The sequence below is a fragment of the Ruminococcus sp. RTP21484sp1_RTP21277st1_D2_RTP21277_210401 genome (assembly GCF_040924225.1).
Lineage (GTDB): Bacteria > Bacillota > Clostridia > Lachnospirales > Lachnospiraceae > Blautia_A > Blautia_A faecis.
The window spans coordinates 36,325-57,383 of sequence record NZ_JBCOMJ010000001.1 but is presented as its reverse complement, the minus strand read 5'-3'; the positions used below and the strand labels follow the sequence as shown (position 1 = coordinate 57,383).

Sequence of the window (21,059 nt, the reverse complement as noted above, 5' to 3'; positions counted from 1 at the left end):
ATACTGCCGCGGGATGCACTTTTTAGTTTAAATGCCAGATATCTTTATTATACTGTGCAATGGTTCTGTCAGAAGAGAAGAATCCTGCCTCACCGATATTTGCAAGCATTTTCTTTGCCCAGCTGTTACGGTCTTCATAATCTGCAAATACCTGATCTTTAACTTTAATATAATCTTTGAGATCCAGCAAAGTCATAAACCAGTCTTTATTCAAAAGTTCGTTATAGAAGTTTCTCAGATGTTCCTCTTTACCAAGCTTCAGCATCGGCTCGCTGACAATAAAATCTACATACTTTTTAATATCAGCATCTCCCTCATAAATTGCTCTGGAATTGTAATCCATCTTCTCATAATGCTTGATAATTTCATCACTGGACTCACCAAAGATATAAATATTATCCTTGCCAACCAGATCACTGATCTCCACATTTGCTCCGTCCATAGTACCAAGAGTAATAGCACCATTCAGCATAAACTTCATGTTTCCAGTACCGCTTGCCTCCTTGGAAGCCAGGGAAATCTGCTCGGAAATATCGCAAGCAGGGATCAGTTTTTCAGCAGCACTTACATTGTAGTTTTCCACCATAACAAGCTTCATATAAGGTGCTACGTCTGGGTCATTCTGAATCAGGGTTTCTAGAGTCAGAAGCAGATGAATGATATCCTTTGCAATGTAATAAGCAGGAGCTGCTTTTGCACCAAAGATGAAAGTAATCGGTCGTTCCGGTTTCTTTCCGTCTTTGATTTCCAGATATTTATAAATAATATAAAGAGCATTTAACTGCTGACGTTTATACTCATGAAGTCTCTTGATCTGGATATCAAAAACACTGTTTTCATCGATCTCGATACCAGTATTTTCCAGAACAAAATCCTTGCAGATTTTCTTTGCATTTGTCTTGATCTCAAGCAGCTGATCCAGAACCTTCTGATCATCCTTGTAAGCAAGAAGCTTCTTCAGTTCATCGGCATCTTTTTTATAACCCTCTCCAATAAGTGAAGAAATAAACTTGGTCAGTGGCTGGTTGCAATACATTAACCAGCGGCGGAAAGTAATACCATTGGTCTTATTATTGAATTTTTCAGGATAAATTTCATAAAACTGATGCAGCTCGGAGTTCTTCAGAATCTCTGTATGAAGGGCTGCAACACCATTGATTGAGAAGCCATAATGAATGTCCATATGTGCCATATGAACCAGATTATTGCTGTCAATAATAGCAAGATTTTCAGCCGGATATTTGGCTTTTACCTTTTCATCCAGCTTGCGGATAATCGGAACCAGCTGTGGAACAATGTCTTCCAGATAATGGATTGGCCATTTTTCAAGCGCCTCAGCCAGAATTGTATGATTGGTATATGCACATACATTGGAAACGATTTCAGCAGCTTCATCAAAGTCAATTCCACGCTCACCAAGAAGGCGGATGAACTCAGGAATGATCATACTTGGGTGAGTGTCATTGATCTGAACAACAGCATAATCAGCCAGATCATGAAGGTTGCTTCCCTTGGAAACTGCCTCATCCAGAATCAGCTGAGCGGCATTGCTGACCATGAAATACTGCTGGTAAACACGAAGCTTACGTCCATCTTCATCACTGTCATCCGGATACAGGAACAGTGTCAGATTGTGGAGAATATCCTTTTTGTTAAAGGTAATTCCATCATGAACCATGGACTCATCTGCCAGATCAATGTCAAAAAGATTAAGGTGGATTGCTTTGTTTTCATAGCCTGCAACATCAATACTATACATGGTAGATTTCAGGGAAAAACCTCTGAAAGGAACCATATAAGTTACATTTGTAGCAGTCAGCCAGGAATCAGGAGTGATCCATGGATTCGGTACTTCATGCTGAAGATTGTCTTCAAAAACCTGTTTGAAAAGTCCAAGATGGTAATTCAGACCAATACCTTCTCCAGGAAGTCCAAGTGTTGCAATAGAATCCAGGAAACATGCAGCCAGACGTCCAAGACCACCATTTCCAAGAGATGGTTCCGGCTCAACGGATTCAATTTCTGCAAGAGATTTGCCATTTTTTTTCAGAAATTCTGCAACCTCATCGTAGATTCCAAGATTGATCAGATTGTTGGAAAGAAGCTTACCAATGAGAAATTCGGCAGAAATATAGTAAATTTTTTTCTTGCCATCGTGATAGCCTTTTGCAGCTAACTGCTCTTTTGTATAGGTGAGAAGTGCTTCGTATACTTCCTGGTCGGTACATGCTGCGCAGTCTTTGTGGAACATGTTCTGGATCATAGTTTCTAAAGCTTTCATAATTATTTTCTCCTTTCGAGAGCGTGTGAATGATGCTCGTCTGAAATCCACCGGTATGCCTGATGCCGTGGACATCACCTTTGTTCGATGGTGTTATATTAGCATATGCATCTCTTAGAAAAATACAACAAAACTGTTCTGTTATGACATTTTTTTGCGGAATTTGTGAGGGGACAGCTGATTGGCTTCCTGAAATTTTTTTATAAAATAACTGGTATTGTTAAAACCTACATCTAGAGCAATGTCCGTCACAGATGCATCTGTATGCAAAAGCAGGGACTTTGCCTTTTCAAGTCTGTAGTCATTCAGGTAGGCTGCTGCTGTTTTTCCGGTATACTGTTTGAACAGCTTCATAAAATAGAATTCACTGTAATTGGAAAGACCGGACAGTTCCTTTACAGACAGAGGCTCACGGTAATGGGCACTGATATAGTCCAGGACCTTTTTTACAGATAAAAGATTCCTGTTCTGTTCGGCATCTGTAGTAATGATGTAATTTCCTGCCAGCATTTCATAAAAAAGCCCATAGAAAAGTCCTTTCAGCTTCATATAATAGAAGGGCGGTTTTTCCTTGTGGCATTTATGGATCTCGCAGAAAAGATGGAAAATATTATTATAATTTTCATTGGCAGGAGTGATCAGATGGGTGAATTCTGCCCGGTTCTCCATAAGCAGGGAGATTACTTTTTCCTGACAGAGATCCCCTGCAGGACCCGCCAGAAAGCTAAGGTCAAACACCACGCTTCTGTAATATAAAATATGTCTGGAATCTGACTTGATTCCATGCAGAACACCGCTGTTGACAATGAGAAGATCTCCCTCTTTCAGACGCAGTGTTTCCCGGTTAAGCCTTGCAAGCCCGTTTCCCTTGTCAATACAGATGATCTCCATTTCTTTATGCCAGTGGTTGTATAAGGAGCGGAAAATCTCACAATTATCTGTATAAGTTTCTACTGGCAGCTCAAAAGAACCATGGGTTTCAAGCTCCTTCATGGTTTCGTCTACGTTTGGTGAAATATCAGGTATTTTATCTGCCATGGCATCCTCCCTGAAAATGAGTATTATCCACAAGTTTCACGAAGCATGCAGAATTGTGTTATCTATGAACTTTGTTCACAAAAACGCCTCGCGGAACGTTACCAGTGAACCGTAACGAAATGTAAACAATAGCGAAATTTGTTTGCTTATAATTAATATATGTTATCATTGTCTTGTATTATACGTTATGCATCAAACCTTCGCAAGTCTGTAGAAATTTTCGAAAATCTGACGCTTTTATTGGAAAAGAAAACCAGGTGGTTTATAATAAGGATTAAAAGAGCTGCTGTTCAGTATCTGCACATTGACAAAAGCGGTTACTTAATATTCGCTCTGGATGTGCAAAAGATACAGCGGAAAGGAAGGCATTTTGAAGATAGATTTTAAACATGCAAGAGGCGTTTTCGAGGATTATTTAAATGGATATGACAGAGAAGATGAAAAGATAAAATTAAAAATCATTCACACATATGGGGTGGTAAAAAGTGCTCGTGAAATTGGTCACAGAATGCATTTGAATGAGGAAGACCAACAGCTTGCGGAGCTTATTGCCCTGCTTCACGATATTGGAAGATTCCAACAGCTTCGTCTTTATAACAGCTTTTCACCGGACACTATGGATCACGCTGCATTCGGTGTACAACTGTTATTTGAGGGAGAAAATCCGATGATCAGCAGATTCATAGAAGACCGAAGCTATGATGAGCTCATTCGCGTGGCAATTGCCAGACACAGTGATTTCAGGCTGGAAGGAATTCAGGACGAAAGAACTCTTTTCCACGCAAAAATGATCCGCGATGCAGACAAGCTGGACAATTGCAGAGTGAAGCTGGTGGATTCTGTGGAGGCTATGATCGGTGTCCCTCAGGAGCATGCCGGAGAAGGCAAAATATCTCCAAAGGTATGGGAATCCTGCCTGAGAAAAGAGGCAGTTTCATCTCCTGACCGGATTACATCCGTAGATTACTGGGTATCCTATGCAGCGCAGTATTATGACCTGAATTTTAAGGAAACATGGCGGATCATGAAAGAAAAGGATTACATTTCCAGGATTATAAAGCGGTTGGAATATAAGGAGAAAGACACCAGGGAAAAGATGGAAATACTGGAGCAGCAAATGAACGCTTACATGGAGAAAATCCTATGCTGAGCTCTCAGATTTCCTACCAGATCATCCGCAGCAGCCGCAAAACTATGAGCCTGGAAATTAAGGCTGATGGCAGTGTTGTTGTACGCGCGCCTCTCCGTCTTTCCGAAGCAAAAATTCAGAAATTTGTGGAAGAAAAACAAGAATGGATCCTGAAAAATCTGGAAAAAATCCAGAAAAGAGATGCACAGAAGGAGAACGTACAAAAGCTGTCTGCCCTGGAAAGACAGCATCTGCAGAATAAAGCCTGCGTGGTAATTCCAAGGCGAGTGGCATATTATGCAGAAAAGTTAGGGGTAAGCTATGGGAAAATTACCCTGCGTCAACAGAAAACAAGATGGGGAAGCTGTGCCGCAAATGGAAATCTGAATTTTAACTGGCTGTTAATTCTGGCACCTCCTGAGGTGCTGGATTATGTGGTGGTCCATGAGCTTTGTCACCGTAGGGAAATGAACCATTCCCAGGCATTCTGGAAAGAAGTTGAGAAGATCCTTCCAGATTACCGGGAAAGACAAAAGTGGCTAAAAGACAACGGCTGGAGATTAATGGAGGAGGGTTTTTAATGAGAAAAAAAGGAAAAAAATGGTTCGGTTTGCTTATTGCAATCGTATTTTTATGTGCATTCTGTGTACCGGTAGCGGCTGCGTCCAAGCTTCCCAGATTACAGGTAAAAAGCACACAGCTTGTAAACAGCAGTGGGAAAAAAGTACAGCTTAGAGGTATCAGCACCCATGGTCTGTCCTGGTATCCAGAGTATGTAAATCAAAGTGCATTTACTTTTATGAAGAAAAACTGGAAGGTAAATGCAGTGCGTCTTGCCATGTATACTGCTGAATATAACGGCTATTGTACCGGGGATGCATCCAATCGGCGTAAGCTGGAAGCGTGTATTGATAACGGTGTAAAATACGCCACAAATGCAGGTATGTATGTGATTATTGACTGGCATATTTTAAGTGATGGAAACCCTCAGCAAAATCAGAAAGAAGCTTTGAAGTTTTTCAAAAAAATGGCAAAAAAATACAAAAATAATACCAATGTGATCTACGAAATCTGTAATGAGCCAAATGGAGGAACATCCTGGAGTACAATAAAAAAATACGCTGAAAAGATTATAAAAGGTATCCGCACCTATGACAAAAAAGCTGTGATTTTGGTAGGAACGCCCAACTGGTCACAGGATGTAGATCAGGCTGCGCTTTCCCCGGTTAGTAAGAAATACAGGAAAAACGTAATGTACACCCTGCACTTTTACGCAGCAACACATAAGGAATGGCTGAGAGATAAAGCACAGGCTGCCCTTGATAAAGGACTGCCGTTATTTGTATCCGAGTTTAGTATCTGTGATGCTTCTGGAAATGGTGGACTTGATAAAGCTGAAGCAAAAAAGTGGCTGACTTTCCTGGATAAAAACAATATCAGCTATATGGCATGGAGCCTGTCAAATAAGGCAGAAAGCTCTGCATTTATAAAATCCGGCTGCAGTAATACAGGAAAATGGTCCTCAAAGAATCTGACAGCAGCAGGAAAATGGATTACAAACTGGTATAAAAAGAAATAAAAAGAACACATTGGAAAGTGTTTTTTTCTATAGTTTTGAGAATTTTGAGCAGTTGCAAATCAAAATATAAATGACGGAAATGGAGTTAATTAAGTGGAAATAATCGCAGATCTTCACATTCATTCCAGATATTCCATGGCAACAAGCAAGCTTGGAACCCCGGAATATCTGGATCTGTGGGCAAGAAAAAAAGGAATTTCTTTAGTGGGAACCGGTGATTTTACCCATCCTGCCTGGCGGGAGGAACTGAAAGAAAAGCTGGTTCCGGCAGAAAGTGGACTGTATCGGTTAAGAGATGAATATGTGCTGGAAGAGGCGAAAATGCTTCCTGGGGGAGCTCCCCGTTTCGTAATTACAGGGGAGATCAGTTCTATCTATAAGAAGAATGGAAAGTGCCGCAAGGTGCATAATGTACTTCTTTTATCCGGCCTTGAAGAAGCAGATAAAATAGCTGGGAGACTGGAAAAGATTGGAAATATTCACTCAGACGGAAGGCCAATACTGGGACTTGATTGTCACGATCTTCTGGAAATTTTACTGGAAAACTGTGCCGATGGAATGCTGGTTCCGGCACATATCTGGACTCCCCACTTCGGGCTTTTTGGTGCCGCATCAGGGTTTGATACCATGGAAGAATGTTTTGAAGATCTTACTTCATATGTTCATGCTGTGGAAACGGGATTATCTTCAGATCCACCTATGAACTGGCGTTTATCTGCACTTGATGGACTTCAGCTGATCTCAAACTCAGATGCACATTCTCCATCAAAGCTTGGAAGAGAGGCTAACTTACTGGACATTGAATTGTCCTATCAGGGACTTTATGGTGCTGTCCAATATGGAAAAGGTTTTCTTGGAACACTGGAATTTTTCCCGGAAGAGGGAAAATATCACTATGATGGACACAGAAAATGTCACATCTGTCTGAGTCCGGAAGAAGCAGAAAAGTATCATGGAATATGTCCTATATGTGGGAAAAAACTGACTATGGGAGTGAATCACAGAATTATGGATCTGGCTGATAGAGAAAATGGGTTTGTGAGAAAAAATGCCAGACCTTTTGAGAGCATTGTACCTCTTCCTGAGGTGATTTCTGCCTGTGTTGGAAAGGCTGTAACCACCAAAACAGTCACTGGTGAATATGAAAAGATGCTTCAGAAACTGGGAAATGAATTTGATATTTTAAGGGAAATTCCCATTGCGGATATTGAGAAAGAAAGTAGTCACATGATTGCTTCAGGCATTCGGAAACTTAGAAACAGAGAAGTAATCTGTAAACCTGGATTTGACGGCGAGTATGGGAAAATCTGTCTGTTTTGAGGAAAAGGCTGTTTTTTGAAAAAATATAGATGAATGTGGTATAAGGAACGGTGAAATGATAGAAAATAAGAGAATTAAAATTGGAATTATTTCAGATACACATGGTCTTTTACGGACAGAAGTTCTGGACATATTACAGTCCTGTGACTGCATTTTTCATGCTGGAGATGTGGACAGACCGGAGCTTCTGGATACTATAAGATCATTGGGCGCTTTATATGTAGTGCGAGGAAACAATGATGGATACTGGGCACAGAATCTGCGAAGAAGCTTGAACTTTACAGTGGGAAATGTGAAATTCTTTATGGTTCATGACAGGAAAGATGTTGCCTGGGAGTTAGGGGATACCCAGGTGGTGATTTTTGGACACAGTCATCAGTATTTTGCAAAAGAAATTGACGGAAGGCTGTGGCTGAACCCTGGAAGCTGCGGCAGAAGCCGCTTTGGTGGAGACGTGACCATGGCAGTTATGACCGTGGAAAACGGCAGCTGGCAGGTGGAAAAAATCGTGCTCTGAACAGTCGCAATGTGGAAAAAAGGAATATCCAGAACACAGTTTTACAATTATGTTGTAGAAAAATTGGGAAAAACAGGGGAGAGAATTGTCGAAAGATGACATTGCAATTTTAACAAGATAATGTATAATAGGGCAGAAGAAAAAGCCATGAAAGAAATGAGGATTTGCAGTGGAGAAAAAAGAAATCGATGTAAAATTCATTGTAGGAATTGTCATTCTTCTGGTGATCTTTGGCGTAGTAGGCGGCTCGTTCTGGAATCTGGTTGCCAGACAGGCACAGAAAGACAAACAGGAGGAAGCACGTCTGGAAAATGAAGCTATAAGAGCTATTTATGTGGAAGCCGGAGATATACTGAAGGAAATGGTATTCGTAGATATGGATAAAAAAACTGTTTTCAAGGCAGCGATTCCCAAGGAAGGAATTTATAACAAAAATGATAAATTAATTGCCGGGGATACCTTGGAAAATGGAGATATGGTGAAAATCTACGGTGACAGAAATATGACAAGATCTATCCCTGCACAGTATCCAGGGATTACAAAGATGAAGCGAAATGGCAGGGCTTCTCTTGAGGAGCTTCAGCCTTATCTGGAAATTGCAAATGAACTTCTTTGTGGAGACAGCGAGGAGGAAGACAAAAAGTGAAGTATCTGAGGCAATTTTGTATTATTTTGCTGGTTTCAGCGTTGGGTGAGGGATTACATATCCTTTTGCCTCTTCCGGTGCCGGCCAGTGTATATGGTCTTGTGCTGATGCTTGGAGCACTTGCAAGCGGAATTCTGAAACTTGAGCAGGTGGAAGAAGCAGCAGATTTTCTGGTTGAAATTATGCCGGTTATGTTCGTTCCTGCAGGTGTGGGACTTTTGGAAGCGTGGGGTGATCTGCAGCCAATCTGGCTTCCTGTTGTGCTCATAACAATTCTGACAACCGTCATTGTAATGGTAGTTACTGGACGCAGTACTCAGTTTGTGATCAGAAAGGACAGGGGGAAAGATAAGAAATGATAAATTTTATAGAAAATTCCCTGTTTTTCGGGGCGGCATTAAGTCTGGCTGGATATGAGGTCGGTCTTTTACTGAAGAAAAAGTTTAAAATGGCGCTGTTTAATCCTCTTTTGATTGCAATTCTATGTGTAATGGGAATGCTTCAGCTTATGCAGGTGGATTATAAGACCTACAATGCAGGCGGTCAGTATATCAGTTATCTGCTTACTCCTGCTACAGTATGTCTTGCGGTACCGCTTTACAGACAGCTTACTCTGCTTCGTAAGAATCTGAAAGCTGTCGTTATAGGAATTGTTTCCGGTGTACTTGCAAGTATGGTCAGTGTCTTGATTTTTGCAAAGCTGTTTGGACTTTCCCATTCGGAGTATGTTACTCTGCTTCCGAAATCCATTACTACAGCCATTGGAATGGGTGTATCGGAAGAACTTGGCGGACTTGTTACGATCACGGTTGCAGTTATTATTATCACTGGTGTGCTGGGAAATGTGATTGCGGAGGCAGTTCTTAAAGTGGCAAAAATTGAGGAGCCTATCGCGAAAGGTCTGGCACTTGGAACTTCAGCCCATGCCATAGGTACATCTAAGGCAATGGAACTGGGTCCTGTAGAAGGTGCTATGAGCAGCCTGGCAATTGCCGTTGCCGGACTTCTTACTGTTATCGCCGCTTCTGTGTTCGCCGGATTTATGTAAAAACATGTTTGTGGATTAACTACTATGAAAGTATAGCGAATAAATAAGCCTGTAAACATGTTCATTTAGATTTTGTAAAAAGGAAAACGTCTGGTTCTGTTTAAAACAGGTTCAGACGTTTTTTTATCACTCAAAAACGAACAGATATTCGAAAATGATGGATTCATACCGTTTTATAGGACTGATATTGTGGTAGACTAGTCTCATAAAGAAAATATGTTCGGAAAATACGTTCGGTATTTGATGGCGGATGATATTGGAGTTTGGGAAACGGAGGAGATATTATGTGGAAATCAGGCAGAAATATTAACAGCAGAAGAGCTGCCCTTGCAGAGGGATATATGGAGGATACACAGGAGAGCCGCGGCAGGAAATTTTCCGGGAGCACAGCCATGATACTGGGACTTTTTATTACGTTGGAGCTCATGATCGGGGGAGCTATGATCTTTAATTATGATTTTCATGGTGCAGATCTTATTGCTCTGCTCTTTGCTTTTATGGTATTATATTCTGGAGTCGTAGCGGTATTGACAGATAAATAGGAGTAAGGATATGCCAAAATCTTTCCAGCAGAAACTGAAAATTTTATATCTTATGCGAGTCTTTTCTGAGAAAACAGATGAGGCACATCCCATGAGTGTGAAAGATCTGATTTCCTATCTGGAGAGTCTGGGAATTCATGCAGAGCGGAAGACGATATATGACGATATAGAGACTTTGCGTGTGTTTGGAATGGATATTATGAATCGAAGAGAGAGACCGTCAGGTTTTTATCTTGCAAGCCGTGAGTTTGAGACTGCAGAGCTGAAGCTTCTTGTAGATGCTGTTCAGTTTTCCAGATTTCTTACTGTTGGGAAATCGCGGCAGTTGATCCAGAAACTGGAGCACCTTACCAGTATTTATCAGGCCAAAGACCTGCAGCGGCAGGCAATCGTACTGGATCAGGTGAAGAATACAAACGAGAGCATTTATTATAATGTAGATGAGATACACAGAGCAATTTCACAGAACAGACAGATCAGCTTCCAGTATACAGAATGGACAGTGTCCAAGGAGAAACATTTGAAGAAAGGTGGAGCTCGCTATCAGATCAGTCCATGGCAGATGATATGGCAGGATGGTAATTATTATCTGATAGGAGTTGATGAGAAGAGTGGCATTGTGAAGCATTACCGCGTAGACAAAATGTTGAAGATCCTTACAGAGAATGAAGCAAGAAATGGTGCCGAACTCTTCCGGAAATTTGACAGTGCCAGATTTGCTGCCGGTACTTTTGGAATGTTTGGAGGCCGTGAAGAGAAAGTTAATCTGGAATTTGAGAACCATCTTGTTGGTGTAATGATTGATCGATTTGGGCAGGATATTATGATCATGTCCAAGGACAATGAGCACTCCGTCACCAGGGTACAGGTGAATGTAAGTACACAGTTTTATGGCTGGCTTGCTGCCCTTGGAAATAGCGTGAGAGTGATTTCACCGGAGAATGTGCGAAAAGAATACCGGGATTTTTTAAGAAAAGCCCTGGAGAATTATGAAGGATAAAAGCATGACGGTTAAATCCAGACTTTTGGAGTTATTAGAACAGCATAAAGGTGAAACTTTATCTGGCGAGGATATTGGCAGGGAGCTTTCCTGTACACGAGCCGCAGTTTGGAAAGCTGTGAACAGTCTGCGCCAGGAAGGATACCCCATTGAGGCCGGACCGAATAAGGGATATATGCTTGCAAGAGAGAGTAATCTGATTTCAGCAGAGGGAATCAGACTTTTTCTGGAGGATCCACAGGTTGAGATAAAAATATTTGATGCAATCAGCTCTACCAATCTGGAGGCCAGGCAGCTGGCTGTGAGCGGAATGGCTGGACACGGCTCTTTTGTTGTTGCCATGGAGCAGACAGCAGGAAGAGGACGAAGAGGCAGGGAGTTTTATTCTCCTAAAGGCAATGGGATTTATCTCAGTGTTATTCTGGAACCGAAGGGGACACTGGAGGGCAGTCTTCTGATCACTACTGCAGCAGCTACTGCAGTGTATAAGGCTGTGAAAGAAGTATGCGGTGTAAAACTTGGAATTAAATGGGTAAATGACCTGTACAAGGATAACCGTAAGGTTTGTGGTATTCTTACAGAGGCGGTCACAGATTTTGAAAGTGGAAATATAGAATTTGCAATTGTAGGAATTGGGCTGAACTTGTACGTTGAGCAGGAACAATTCCCCAAAGAGCTTCAGGAAATTGCCGGAGGAATCTACGAAGATGAACAATCCTCCAGAACTGCGGACAGGAACCGCCTTGCAGCGCAGATTGTGAACTATCTTCTGGAAGAAACCCGGGAATTGAAATTGTCAGAAGAATACGTGGAACATAATATTGTTCCGGGAAATGAAATTACAATTACAGATAATAAAAGCAGCAGAAGTGCCAGAGCATTAGCGATTTGTCCAGATGGGAAATTGCTGGTTCAGGAGACTGATGGCACTCAGAGTAAGCTGGCTTTTGGAGAAATCTCAATAAAAATACCGCCGATAAAATAAATTTATCGGCGGTAAAGTTATTAGAAATATTATGTGGCAGATACCTGACTTTTATTGGAATAGTTACTCTATTTTGCAGAATTATTGTCTGGCTCAGCAGTAATGAATGGTTGAACTGAAGTAGTATCCGAAATTTTGATATCGGTATTCTTTATTACATTATCCGCATTCTGATCTGGCTGTGTTGTTGAAGACACTGTTGAGGCAGGTGCTGATTTTGTATTCATTTGTGGAGCGCTGTTATCAACAGGCTGTTGATAAGGACGATATGGCTGCCAATAATGTTCTGACACATCTTTTTTACAATCAGCTTTTTCGTCAGGAGAGATGCTTTTGATTTTTCCTGTAAGAAGCTGATAACCGGCAACGATGATCAGAATTCCAATGATAACAGAAGGAATCTGGTACATGATATCCTGTATAATAATAGCCAGAGAATTTGGTAAAATCCAGAAGAGCAGATCACGGAAACCATTCCAGAAAACAGCAACTCCGAAAACAATCAGGAGAATTGCCGCAATTTTAATATGTTTTTGCGAGAGCCTGATATTATTCTGAAATATACGGTCAAGATGCAGAATATAGTTATCCTCTATCGCGTAAAATTCTTCTTCCGGCAGTTCTTTCAAGTTATGAACATGGAAGAAACTGTAGAACCATAATACAGGAAGAAAGATAACCAGAGAGGAGATATTAAGCCCTCCGGCAATTGCGATAATAGCCCAGAATAGAGTCATAATGCTGATTCCCTGCTTAAAGAATCCCATATACATTTCTCCCGCACCAGGAATCAGGGAAGAGATAAAAAGCAGGAATCCCTTTTTTTGTTTTTGCATGTTAGTTACCTCCGTTTGTTATTGTATTTGAAATAGAATTAATGTAGTTGACAACTTTCTGGGGAGCATCAGAGATTCCATCTGTAATTCCATTTGAAAAATTACGTAATGAAGTTCTAATTTCCCGGCGCGTTTCAGATGATTTGGCTGTGGACTGCGGAAGCTGAGGCGAGACGAAGTCCATTTGCCCAAGGCTGAACAACATAACCAGTGCAAGTACGACTCCGACTACAGTGCGGAGCCCCTCATAGAAAAACCGCATTTTATAGGTGGCATCCGCTGCTGTTTTCTGTATCTGAATATCAGGAGCTGTAACACGTTCCATAATTGTTCCTTTCAGATAGGCGGGAGCTGAGGATGCATGATCTGTATATTCGTCCACAAGCTGGTTAAGACAGTAGTCGCAGTGATTCATATGTTCCAGAAATGCAATGATTTCATCAGTGTTCATCTCTTCATTTTGAAAATTATTCAGGTCATTACTATTGATATGCATTTAATCGCTCCTTTCTGCCAACATTTTTTTCAACATGTTTTTTGCACGATATAGCTGTGTCTGAATGGTCTTAGGGTTTTTGCCTTCTTTTTGCGATATTTCTGTTACGGACATTTGTTTACAGAAATGAGCAATGGCAATTTCCTTGTAAGGACTTTTCAGGCTGCTGCATATCCGAAATACCTGCTGTTCCGAATCAGACTGCAGATACTGTTCCTCTGGGGAAGAATGATTCTCCAGATCAGGAAGCTGTGAGAAATAAATATCTTCCGTTGGAATTGAACGGCGTCCGGCAGCTTTTAGGAAATCAAGGCATTTGCGTACTGCAATTTTGCTAAGCCAGGCTTTTTCATAAAGCCCATCGAAGTGGGCGAGACTTTTGTAGGCAGACAGGAATACCTCCTGAGTGAGGTCTTCTGCATCGAAAGGATTACCTACTGATTTCAGACATATGGAATATATCAGATTCTGGTATTGGTCAATCAGATATTCCAGATATTCTTCCTGTGAAATGTTATCAGCCTCCTTCCTGTCCGTTCTCTAATTATAACGCGACTGCCTGATAAAGTTCTTCAAAAATAAATAAAAATTTTGTAATTATTCAGCTGGTACTATTTTGCAAGGTGTTTTTACTATGAAAGTCCCGGATGGAAACCATGAATGAGCCATGCTTGCATGAGAGAATTCATAGATATCGGATGGGTTAGAGCGTGTTTGAAAAGGCTTTATGCAAGGTGTGCGTCACACTTTGTGGGAGATTGCGGCATATTTTGAACACGTCCTGAAATGACTAAATACAAAGAAAAAATAAAAATTGCGGGAAGAGCATAAATAGACTATAATCAGTTTCGTGAATAAAAGATAGAAATAAATCCTGCTGTTTAATTTATGAAAGAAGGAGCATTTATGTACGAGACAAAAAAGTTATATTATGAAGATGTATATAAAAAAGAATTTACCGCCAAGGTGTTGGAGTGTCGTGAGAGCAAGAAAGGCTATGAAATAATTTTAAACCAGACAGCTTTTTATCCAGAAGGAGGCGGACAGCCCAGTGATACCGGTATATTAGGCGGAATAAATGTTAAGGAAGTTCATGAGAAGGATGGAGAGTTAATTCATTATACAGATGGGCCTTTGGAAGTCGGTATGGATGTAATAGGAAAAATTAACTGGGGCAGAAGATTTGATCTTATGCAGCAGCATTCCGGAGAGCATATTGTAAGTGGGCTGGTACACGAAGCATTTGGATATGACAATGTGGGATTCCACATGGGAAGCGATGTGATCACCATCGATTTCAACGGAATGCTGGATGAAGAACAAATGGCCGAAATCGAAGCGAAAGTGAATCAGATTATCTGGGAAAACCAGGAAGTTGAGATTTTTTATCCTACAGAGGAGGAACTTAAAAATCTGGATTACAGAAGCAAGAAAGAGCTTTCCGGATGGGTTCGTATTGTGCGCTTTCCAGGAGCAGATACCTGCGCATGCTGCGGAACTCATGTGACGCGTACTGGAGAAATTGGAATGGTGAAGTTGCTTTCTGTGGTGAAATTCCGTGAGGGGGTTCGTATGGAAATGCTGTCAGGTAAGCGAGTGCTTGATTATCTGAATATGGTAAATGAACAGAATCGTCAGATTTCCGTGAAGCTGTCTGCGAAAATGGACAAAACAGCGTCAGCGGTAGCAAGGCTTCAGGATGAAAATTTTGCTCTGAAGGGAAGAGTACATGCGTTAGAAGAAGAATTTATCGTTGGCGAAGCTGCTAAATGGAAAGAAAAAGAGAATGTGCTTTTATTCCAGGAAGGAATGGAAGCAGGAAGCGTTCAGAAGCTTACAGATGCAATTTTACAGGTCTGTAAGGGGCGTTGTGCAGTATTCTCCAGGAATGCAGATGGAAGCTATAAGTATGCTATGGGAGAAAAAGACGGAGACTTACGTCAGTTTACAAAAGAGATGAATGCAGTATTGAATGGCAGGGGAGGCGGTAAGCCTTTCTTTGTACAGGGGTCTGTGCAGGCTTCCGAGAAAGAAATTCGAGCCTTTTTCGAAAATAAATAGCAGTTGTTCAGTTCCTTCGCAAAAGCACCTTGCGGAATAGCACCCGCTGAATAGTTGCAATAAATAATAAAAGAGGATTGAAAAAAATCCGTATTAGAGCGTGTTTGAAAAAGCATTCCCACAATCTGTACGCCCCACTTTGCGGTATATTTTGCCCGAATTCGGTTGTCATAGCCCGCTACGATGCCCTCCTCCGGACAAAATCTCCCACAAATTGTGACGCACATCTTGCAGAAGTCCTTTTTTCAAACACGCTCTGCGGAAGAAAGGAAAAGCTGAATTATTTTTCAAGATAATCAGTGTTATAGGAAGAAATGTTTGGAGAGTGTCATGCGCACCTGATCATGGATGGACTGAATTATAAAGATGCAATTTCTATTCATAAGGATCATGTAAACGATGAAGTGATACGGAAACATTTGAAAGCTTATGAAGAGCTGGGGATTGTCTTTGTAAGAGATGGTGGAGATGCATTAGGAGTATCGGAAAGAGCCAGGAAACTGGCACCAGAATATGGAATTGATTATCGTACTCCTATTTTTGCCATCCATAAAAATGGACACTATGGCTCTATCGTGGGAAAAGGTTTTGACACTATGAAAGAATACCATGTCCTTTTGAAAGAAGCGAAAAACAAAGGGGCAGATTTTATTAAAATTATGACCACAGGACTTCTGGATTTTAATAACCATGGACAGATTACCGGAACGCCTTTAGACAGGAAGGAAGTCTGCGAGATGGTACATATTGCCCATGAAGAAGGGATGGCGGTGATGAGCCATACCAATGGAATTTATGGTGTACAGGCAGCTGTGGAAGCTGGTGTGGATTCAGTAGAACATGGAAATTATATTGATCCGGAAACAATCAGAGAATTAGCTGACAGTGATAGTGTATGGGTTCCTACTCTTGTGACAATTCGAAATCTTCGTGGATGTGGAAGATATAAGGAATCAGTGCTTGATCCTATTATAGAACTGGCCGCAAAGAACCTTCGTCTGGCATACAAGTACCGAGCAAAGGTGGCTCTTGGAAGTGATGCAGGAGCTTATATGGTCTTACATGGGAAGGGCTTAATGGATGAATACCAGGCATTTATGGACATTCTGGGAGAATCCGGGGATGTGAGAGCCTGGCTGGCAGATGGAGAGAAAAGGATTCAGGACACCTTCAGGCGTCCTGAATCTTGATAGATGTATAAATGTTGGAATTTTTGGATTTTGTAGGATCAAAGGTAATGCAGATACCTGCGCCGGATTCCATATTACTGGTGGAGGTATCCTTTGCCCCTTCTGTAAAGCAGGTTATGGTTGCGCCATCGCCAGTTTGAAGTGTGACGGTATTTGCTGTATGGCCTATAATTGTACCGCTGACTGAGCTGGTAATTTCCCGGCTTCCAAGAGAATCCGGATCATCACCGGTGACTGCTGTAACAGTAACACCATCCAGTGAATTTCCCTGAAATTGTCCAGTGCAAGTTATGGTTACATAGGAGCCTGGTGCTGTTCCACCTTTAAAGTAAGAAGGAATCTGAGACAAGTCCACATTTATTGTGCTGTCAGAGCCAGAGGGAAGAACTGTGAGCGTATTCAGGGAAATATTCTGAATTTCTGCATGAATCTGCTGTTCTTTTGCTGAGTCATCGGCAGAAACTTGTGCAGGATCTGGTGTTGGTGTTGGATCTGGAAGTGTAAGCGGATCAATATCTGAAATGCTTAGTACTTTCAGATGACTGGCATTAAGAGAAGAACTTTGGGTATCCTGACTGGAAGCAAACTTGCCTTTAAAATGAATGTATACCCATACACCGGTGCGGATGCCATTCTGATAATATTGTTCAGTTCCAGTGATTGGATAGGTGGCTGTTTTGCCTTTTTTATTTTTTATGGTAATGGTATTTGGAGTCAGACTCTGTACTTCCCCATAGGCCTTTCGTACTTCCAGCTGATGCTTTTTGTGAAAGTCGTCTACTACTTTCAATGCTTTTACAGTGCTGGTATCTTTGTTAGAGAGCTGACCCTCATAAATGACACTGATTTCATCTCCAGTGATCATGCCATCTTCGCATTCCAAAGTTGCTTCAGAAAGATCAAAAACGTAAGTTTGTTCCTGACTTTCCATAGTCAGGGTGGCACCGGTGAAATCCTTAAGGGTTCCTTTGATTTCATCCATATAAACACGCTGTTTGGGCGTTTCTGAAGTGTTCTGTAAGGTGGTTTCACTCTGATCAGAAGTAGAAGTATAGCTGGTGATTATATCACCGGCAGTACATCCTGACAGAGAGAACAGTACCAAAGAGCCAAGTAATAGTTTTGTGAAATTTTTCATTGTTGCTTTGTATCCTCCGAATCCGGAAATGGTACAGGAAGAAAATCGAAAACCTCTCGGCATGCATTCCATTCCTCCGAGTTATCTGGCATACGATAGCCAAGTCCTGTACATTCTGTAGTAGCATTTGTATTCATGTAATTATTATAAAAAACATTGTAAGGATTCTGTAGTGGCGACTGTTTTTGGCAGGATGATTTGTTTGTGGATTTTATATTCATAGAAACACTCCTTTTTGTCAAATATTTTTCCTATATAAGGGAAGATATTCTTAGAATATGCGAAAAAGAGGAGAGTATGCACAAACATTTGTCAGTGAACAGTAACGCGCTTCGCGATGCACAGAAATCATGCATTCGCATGATTTCGCGCTAAGATTCTCGGGTTTTCTGTGAACTTTGTTCACAAAAAACACTCGCGGAACATTACCAGTAAACAGTAACGACTAATTTATTTATGTGAATATTATAACAAATACATATTGAAATTTCTATATTTTGTGCTATAATCATTTTAAATAAATAATAGCGAAGTAGGAATTTATGCGTCAAGTGTTCATTGGCTGGGGAGTCGCCGTGAAACGAAAAGCAGCAGGACTGTTTACGATATATTTTCCGCACCCGTTGCTACATGTGAGAACATCTCATAATGTGGAGGGATTATTATTTATGGTAACTACTCTGTTATTTTAATCATTATGGAGGTGTTTTTTTTATGCGTAAAAACAAACAGACATGGAGTGTTAAGACTCTTGTATTCCTTGCACTGCTGGTAGCAATCCAGCTTGTGCTGTCACGCGTTCTGGTAATTGATCTTGGTGTATATCGAATTACATTGGGGACTGTCGCCACTGTATTGGCAGGTCTTTGGATGGGACCTGTAGCTGGTGGTGTAGAAGGTGCTGTTGCCGATATTATTGGATGTTTTATGAAAGGCTATGGAGTTAATCCACTGATTACTTTATCAGCAGTTGCCTGGGGTGTGATCCCCGGACTGGCTGGAAAACTAATGGCTGAAAAGAACAGAAAAGTAAAGACTGTTGTTATGTGTGTCGCAATTGCAGTCTCTGGCGTAGTGGGAACACTTGGACTGACCACTGCAGGACTGGTAATGATCGGAGCAAACTTCTATGCAATTATGCCAGGACGTCTTGTACAGTTTGCAATCATGACTCCAATCTACTCCGTACTTACCAGTCTTCTTTATTACAGCCCGCTTACAGGCATGGTTGTAGGAAACATAAGACCTGCTAAGCTGGAGAAGAAGACCGTATAAATGGCAGCAGTCCAGGATCTGAATTATATACAAAACCCCAAATTAAATAATATGGCATAAGATGGATTATGAAGCAATGCACTTACTGGAAAGTTGATTGTTTGAGAAATCAACTTGTTGAATAAGTCAAAAAATACGATTCCCAAATAAAAGGCTGTGATCAGGATAAACACTGATCGCAGCCTTTTTTAAACATGCTCTGAAAAGTTTTCAGTTTGTATGTGTCTGAACCCGGAACCAATAGGTGTAGAGATAATGAAGTCCAAGTGATTCATAAAGATTACGTGCTGGAGTGTTTCCCTCTACTACCTGAAGATAGGCCTTAGTTGCGCCTTTCTTTTTTCCTTCTTTTAGAAGTGCAGTACAAATCTGACGAGCATAACCCTTGTGTCTGAAATCTTCGCGAACATGGATAGCGTACAATCCAATATAATTTCGATCCAGAATGCCAAGCCCGGTTGCAATAATTTTTCCGTTACTCCAGATGGAGGCGCATACGGTGTCTTTTACGATGGCATGATACATGGATGGAACTACAGCACGGTGAACAGGATTAATGGTGCCTTTCAGATCAAAAAGACTTTCAATCCAAATATCTGGAATATCGTCAGTAAGAGTTACCTGATCGCAAGGCGCAGAAAGATCTGCTCCATCCAGTGAGGCTGCCATAACATTTGTTGTATGCTGGATTTCGTAGTTGCGGTTTTCCAGAAGATAATCAAAATTCGGAGAAACCAGAGGACTGATCTTAAAAATTGCAGGGCTGCCCAGTCGGGCATACTCTGCTTCGCAGAAAGAAACCTTTTCCCTCCAGGAAAGGGTAGAAGTTCCGAACTGCTCCACACTGTTTGTTCTATGTGTATAAAAATAGGAAAAACGGAGAATCCATCCATCATAAAGCTCCATTTTATGGGAGGGCCATGCATTTAGTGACATATCTTCAATTTCTTTAATGATTTTATCCATAAAAAAACCTTCTTTTATAAGTTTAGGGTCATTATACATAATTGTATCCAGCAATGCAACTGAAAATAGTCTGTTATAAGACAGATTGCTTTTTACACATCTTGCAGAAAGCCTTTTTCAAACACGCTCTAGTACATCGTTTCGTAAATAACTATACCAATCGCGTAGGATGTGAATTCGAGTGTGCAGGTATAAAAACGCAGGCGTAGCGGGCTACGCCGAGGCTTTTATACCTGTGCAATCGGATTCACAGACAAGTGAGTGGTATAGTTATTTCGAAAACGATGTACTAGTACGGTGAATAGCCGCAAATTAATTTATACAATCTGTCTGCCAGAAATTTTTGTCCCTGCTCAGTAAGGTGAATCCCATCTGTAGTAATTTCTGAATATCCATAACGACGCGCCTTTTCATTCAATTCCTCATGCAATGTAAGATAAGGAATTTGAAACTGTTCTGATAGCTGGTGGATCATTTGTGATATTTTCTGGCGAAAAGGAAGCCAGGTTCTATAACAGGCAGGCCAGGGAAAAAGAAAAGGCTCCATTAAAATAATGCGCGAGTTTGATTTTGCTAATATTGTTATAAGATCTGCATAGCATTTGTAAAAAGAAAAAAGCATATTCCTCTGCTGAAACGGTGTTCTGTCCGTATTCATTATTAATCCAATATCATTAATTCCGATTAAAATTGTTATAATATCACTTGTAAAATCAGAATCACCCTGAATTCTCTGCAGAAGTCTGTTTATAGTAAAGCCGTCAGTGCCATAATTGCGTACCTGATAGTCTGAGCCGTCCCTTTTAAGACAGTCTGACAGCATTTTTACATAGCCATTGCCAAGGAAATCTCTGGAAAAGCAGTGTTCACAATCGGTGATGCTGTCACCAAGACATGTTAATATTGTCATAATTTTACCTCCGTTAATATTATACTGCAAGAACAAAAAGGTTTATAGTTTTTTTAGAAAAATTTGTAAAAAAAAGACTGGACAAATGGAGATAGAGAACCT

General features: G+C 40.9%; 23 protein-coding genes and 1 riboswitch. Of the genes, 15 read left to right on the top strand and 8 right to left on the bottom strand.

Annotation, left to right across the window (positions count from 1 at the left end; genetic code table 11):
• Positions 1–22: 22 nt before the first annotated feature.
• Both AB5706_RS00290 and AB5706_RS00285 read right to left on the bottom strand, forming a co-directional pair.
• Positions 23–2,287 (bottom strand): glycogen/starch/alpha-glucan phosphorylase, encoded by a 2,265-nt coding sequence (locus AB5706_RS00290; protein WP_472515468.1) that lies wholly within the window; start codon positions 2,285–2,287, stop codon positions 23–25.
• Positions 2,288–2,422: 135 nt separating this feature from the next.
• The gene (locus AB5706_RS00285) at positions 2,423–3,319 is read right to left on the bottom strand and encodes an AraC family transcriptional regulator (RefSeq protein WP_226836606.1); all 897 of its coding nucleotides are present in this window, start codon (positions 3,317–3,319) and stop codon (positions 2,423–2,425) included.
• Between the two features lie 370 nt (positions 3,320–3,689).
• Between AB5706_RS00285 and AB5706_RS00280 the strand changes: the two genes are divergently transcribed.
• The 11 genes from AB5706_RS00280 to AB5706_RS00230 all read left to right on the top strand — a co-directional run bounded on the left by AB5706_RS00280 (position 3,690) and on the right by AB5706_RS00230 (position 12,085).
• Entirely contained in the window at positions 3,690–4,469 is a 780-nt protein-coding gene (locus AB5706_RS00280) for an HD domain-containing protein (RefSeq protein WP_306467726.1), read from the top strand.
• Positions 4,463–5,029, top strand: coding sequence for a M48 family metallopeptidase (locus AB5706_RS00275; RefSeq protein WP_226814855.1), 567 nt, complete (start codon positions 4,463–4,465; stop codon positions 5,027–5,029). Before AB5706_RS00280 ends, AB5706_RS00275 begins: the two co-directional genes overlap by 7 nt.
• The gene (locus tag AB5706_RS00270; protein ID WP_237963717.1) at positions 5,029–6,027 is read left to right on the top strand and encodes a glycoside hydrolase family 5 protein; all 999 of its coding nucleotides are present in this window, start codon (positions 5,029–5,031) and stop codon (positions 6,025–6,027) included. The genes AB5706_RS00275 and AB5706_RS00270 overlap by 1 nt, the downstream gene beginning before the upstream one ends.
• A gap of 93 nt (positions 6,028–6,120) precedes the next feature.
• Positions 6,121–7,347 carry an endonuclease Q family protein gene (locus AB5706_RS00265; protein ID WP_237963719.1) on the top strand — a complete coding sequence of 409 codons (1,227 nt, stop codon included), beginning with the start codon at positions 6,121–6,123 and terminating at the stop codon, positions 7,345–7,347.
• A gap of 55 nt (positions 7,348–7,402) precedes the next feature.
• A complete protein-coding gene (locus tag AB5706_RS00260) occupies positions 7,403–7,864 on the top strand; it encodes a metallophosphoesterase family protein (protein WP_118578803.1) in 462 nt (153 codons plus the stop codon).
• A 169-nt stretch (positions 7,865–8,033) separates the two neighbouring features.
• Complete coding sequence (locus tag AB5706_RS00255) at positions 8,034–8,510, top strand: hypothetical protein (protein ID WP_118578805.1); 477 nt, start codon at positions 8,034–8,036, stop codon at positions 8,508–8,510.
• Positions 8,507–8,869, top strand: coding sequence for a CidA/LrgA family protein (locus tag AB5706_RS00250; protein WP_118578807.1), 363 nt, complete (start codon positions 8,507–8,509; stop codon positions 8,867–8,869). The genes AB5706_RS00255 and AB5706_RS00250 overlap by 4 nt, the downstream gene beginning before the upstream one ends.
• Positions 8,866–9,558, top strand: a complete 693-nt coding sequence (locus AB5706_RS00245) for an LrgB family protein (RefSeq protein WP_148462180.1) — start codon at positions 8,866–8,868, stop codon at positions 9,556–9,558. Before AB5706_RS00250 ends, AB5706_RS00245 begins: the two co-directional genes overlap by 4 nt.
• Positions 9,559–9,842: 284 nt before the next feature.
• Complete coding sequence (locus AB5706_RS00240) at positions 9,843–10,100, top strand: hypothetical protein (protein ID WP_148462181.1); 258 nt, start codon at positions 9,843–9,845, stop codon at positions 10,098–10,100.
• Between the two features lie 10 nt (positions 10,101–10,110).
• Complete coding sequence (locus tag AB5706_RS00235) at positions 10,111–11,100, top strand: helix-turn-helix transcriptional regulator (protein WP_173734981.1); 990 nt, start codon at positions 10,111–10,113, stop codon at positions 11,098–11,100.
• Positions 11,090–12,085, top strand: coding sequence for a biotin--[acetyl-CoA-carboxylase] ligase (locus AB5706_RS00230; RefSeq protein ID WP_306797064.1), 996 nt, complete (start codon positions 11,090–11,092; stop codon positions 12,083–12,085). Before AB5706_RS00235 ends, AB5706_RS00230 begins: the two co-directional genes overlap by 11 nt.
• A 68-nt stretch (positions 12,086–12,153) precedes the next feature.
• Here the strand turns inward: AB5706_RS00230 and AB5706_RS00225 are convergent, their stop codons facing one another.
• From AB5706_RS00225 to AB5706_RS00215, 3 genes are read right to left on the bottom strand one after another with little or no spacing between them, the layout of a single operon-like run.
• The gene (locus AB5706_RS00225; protein WP_148462183.1) at positions 12,154–12,921 is read right to left on the bottom strand and encodes a hypothetical protein; all 768 of its coding nucleotides are present in this window, start codon (positions 12,919–12,921) and stop codon (positions 12,154–12,156) included.
• Between the two features lies 1 nt (position 12,922).
• A complete protein-coding gene (locus AB5706_RS00220; RefSeq protein WP_148462184.1) occupies positions 12,923–13,417 on the bottom strand; it encodes a hypothetical protein in 495 nt (164 codons plus the stop codon).
• Positions 13,418–13,900 (bottom strand): RNA polymerase sigma factor, encoded by a 483-nt coding sequence (locus tag AB5706_RS00215; RefSeq protein WP_295261191.1) that lies wholly within the window; start codon positions 13,898–13,900, stop codon positions 13,418–13,420.
• A 423-nt stretch (positions 13,901–14,323) separates the two neighbouring features.
• Between AB5706_RS00215 and AB5706_RS23020 the strand changes: the two genes are divergently transcribed.
• From AB5706_RS23020 to AB5706_RS00195, 3 genes are all read left to right on the top strand, one after another.
• The gene (locus tag AB5706_RS23020) at positions 14,324–15,478 is read left to right on the top strand and encodes an alanyl-tRNA editing protein (RefSeq protein ID WP_148462185.1); all 1,155 of its coding nucleotides are present in this window, start codon (positions 14,324–14,326) and stop codon (positions 15,476–15,478) included.
• A 77-nt stretch (positions 15,479–15,555) separates the two neighbouring features.
• The gene (locus AB5706_RS00200; protein WP_472515464.1) at positions 15,556–15,774 is read left to right on the top strand and encodes a DUF6783 domain-containing protein; all 219 of its coding nucleotides are present in this window, start codon (positions 15,556–15,558) and stop codon (positions 15,772–15,774) included.
• 18 nt (positions 15,775–15,792) lie between these two features.
• Entirely contained in the window at positions 15,793–16,668 is an 876-nt protein-coding gene (locus AB5706_RS00195; RefSeq protein WP_148462186.1) for an amidohydrolase family protein, read from the top strand.
• Here AB5706_RS00195 and AB5706_RS00190 read toward each other — a convergent pair.
• A complete protein-coding gene (locus tag AB5706_RS00190) occupies positions 16,649–17,869 on the bottom strand; it encodes a hypothetical protein (protein ID WP_226836618.1) in 1,221 nt (406 codons plus the stop codon). The genes AB5706_RS00195 and AB5706_RS00190 overlap by 20 nt on opposite strands.
• A 463-nt stretch (positions 17,870–18,332) precedes the next feature.
• A riboswitch (THF riboswitch) is annotated at positions 18,333–18,434 on the top strand.
• Positions 18,435–18,520: 86 nt separating this feature from the next.
• Here AB5706_RS00190 and AB5706_RS00185 point away from each other — a divergent pair.
• The gene (locus AB5706_RS00185) at positions 18,521–19,081 is read left to right on the top strand and encodes a folate family ECF transporter S component (protein WP_173770904.1); all 561 of its coding nucleotides are present in this window, start codon (positions 18,521–18,523) and stop codon (positions 19,079–19,081) included.
• Positions 19,082–19,291: 210 nt separating this feature from the next.
• Here AB5706_RS00185 and AB5706_RS00180 read toward each other — a convergent pair whose 3' ends face one another.
• Positions 19,292–20,047 (bottom strand): GNAT family N-acetyltransferase, encoded by a 756-nt coding sequence (locus AB5706_RS00180; RefSeq protein ID WP_173770903.1) that lies wholly within the window; start codon positions 20,045–20,047, stop codon positions 19,292–19,294.
• Between the two features lie 289 nt (positions 20,048–20,336).
• Positions 20,337–20,957, bottom strand: a complete 621-nt coding sequence (locus tag AB5706_RS00175; RefSeq protein ID WP_173770902.1) for an SGNH/GDSL hydrolase family protein — start codon at positions 20,955–20,957, stop codon at positions 20,337–20,339.
• Positions 20,958–21,059: the final 102 nt, after the last annotated feature.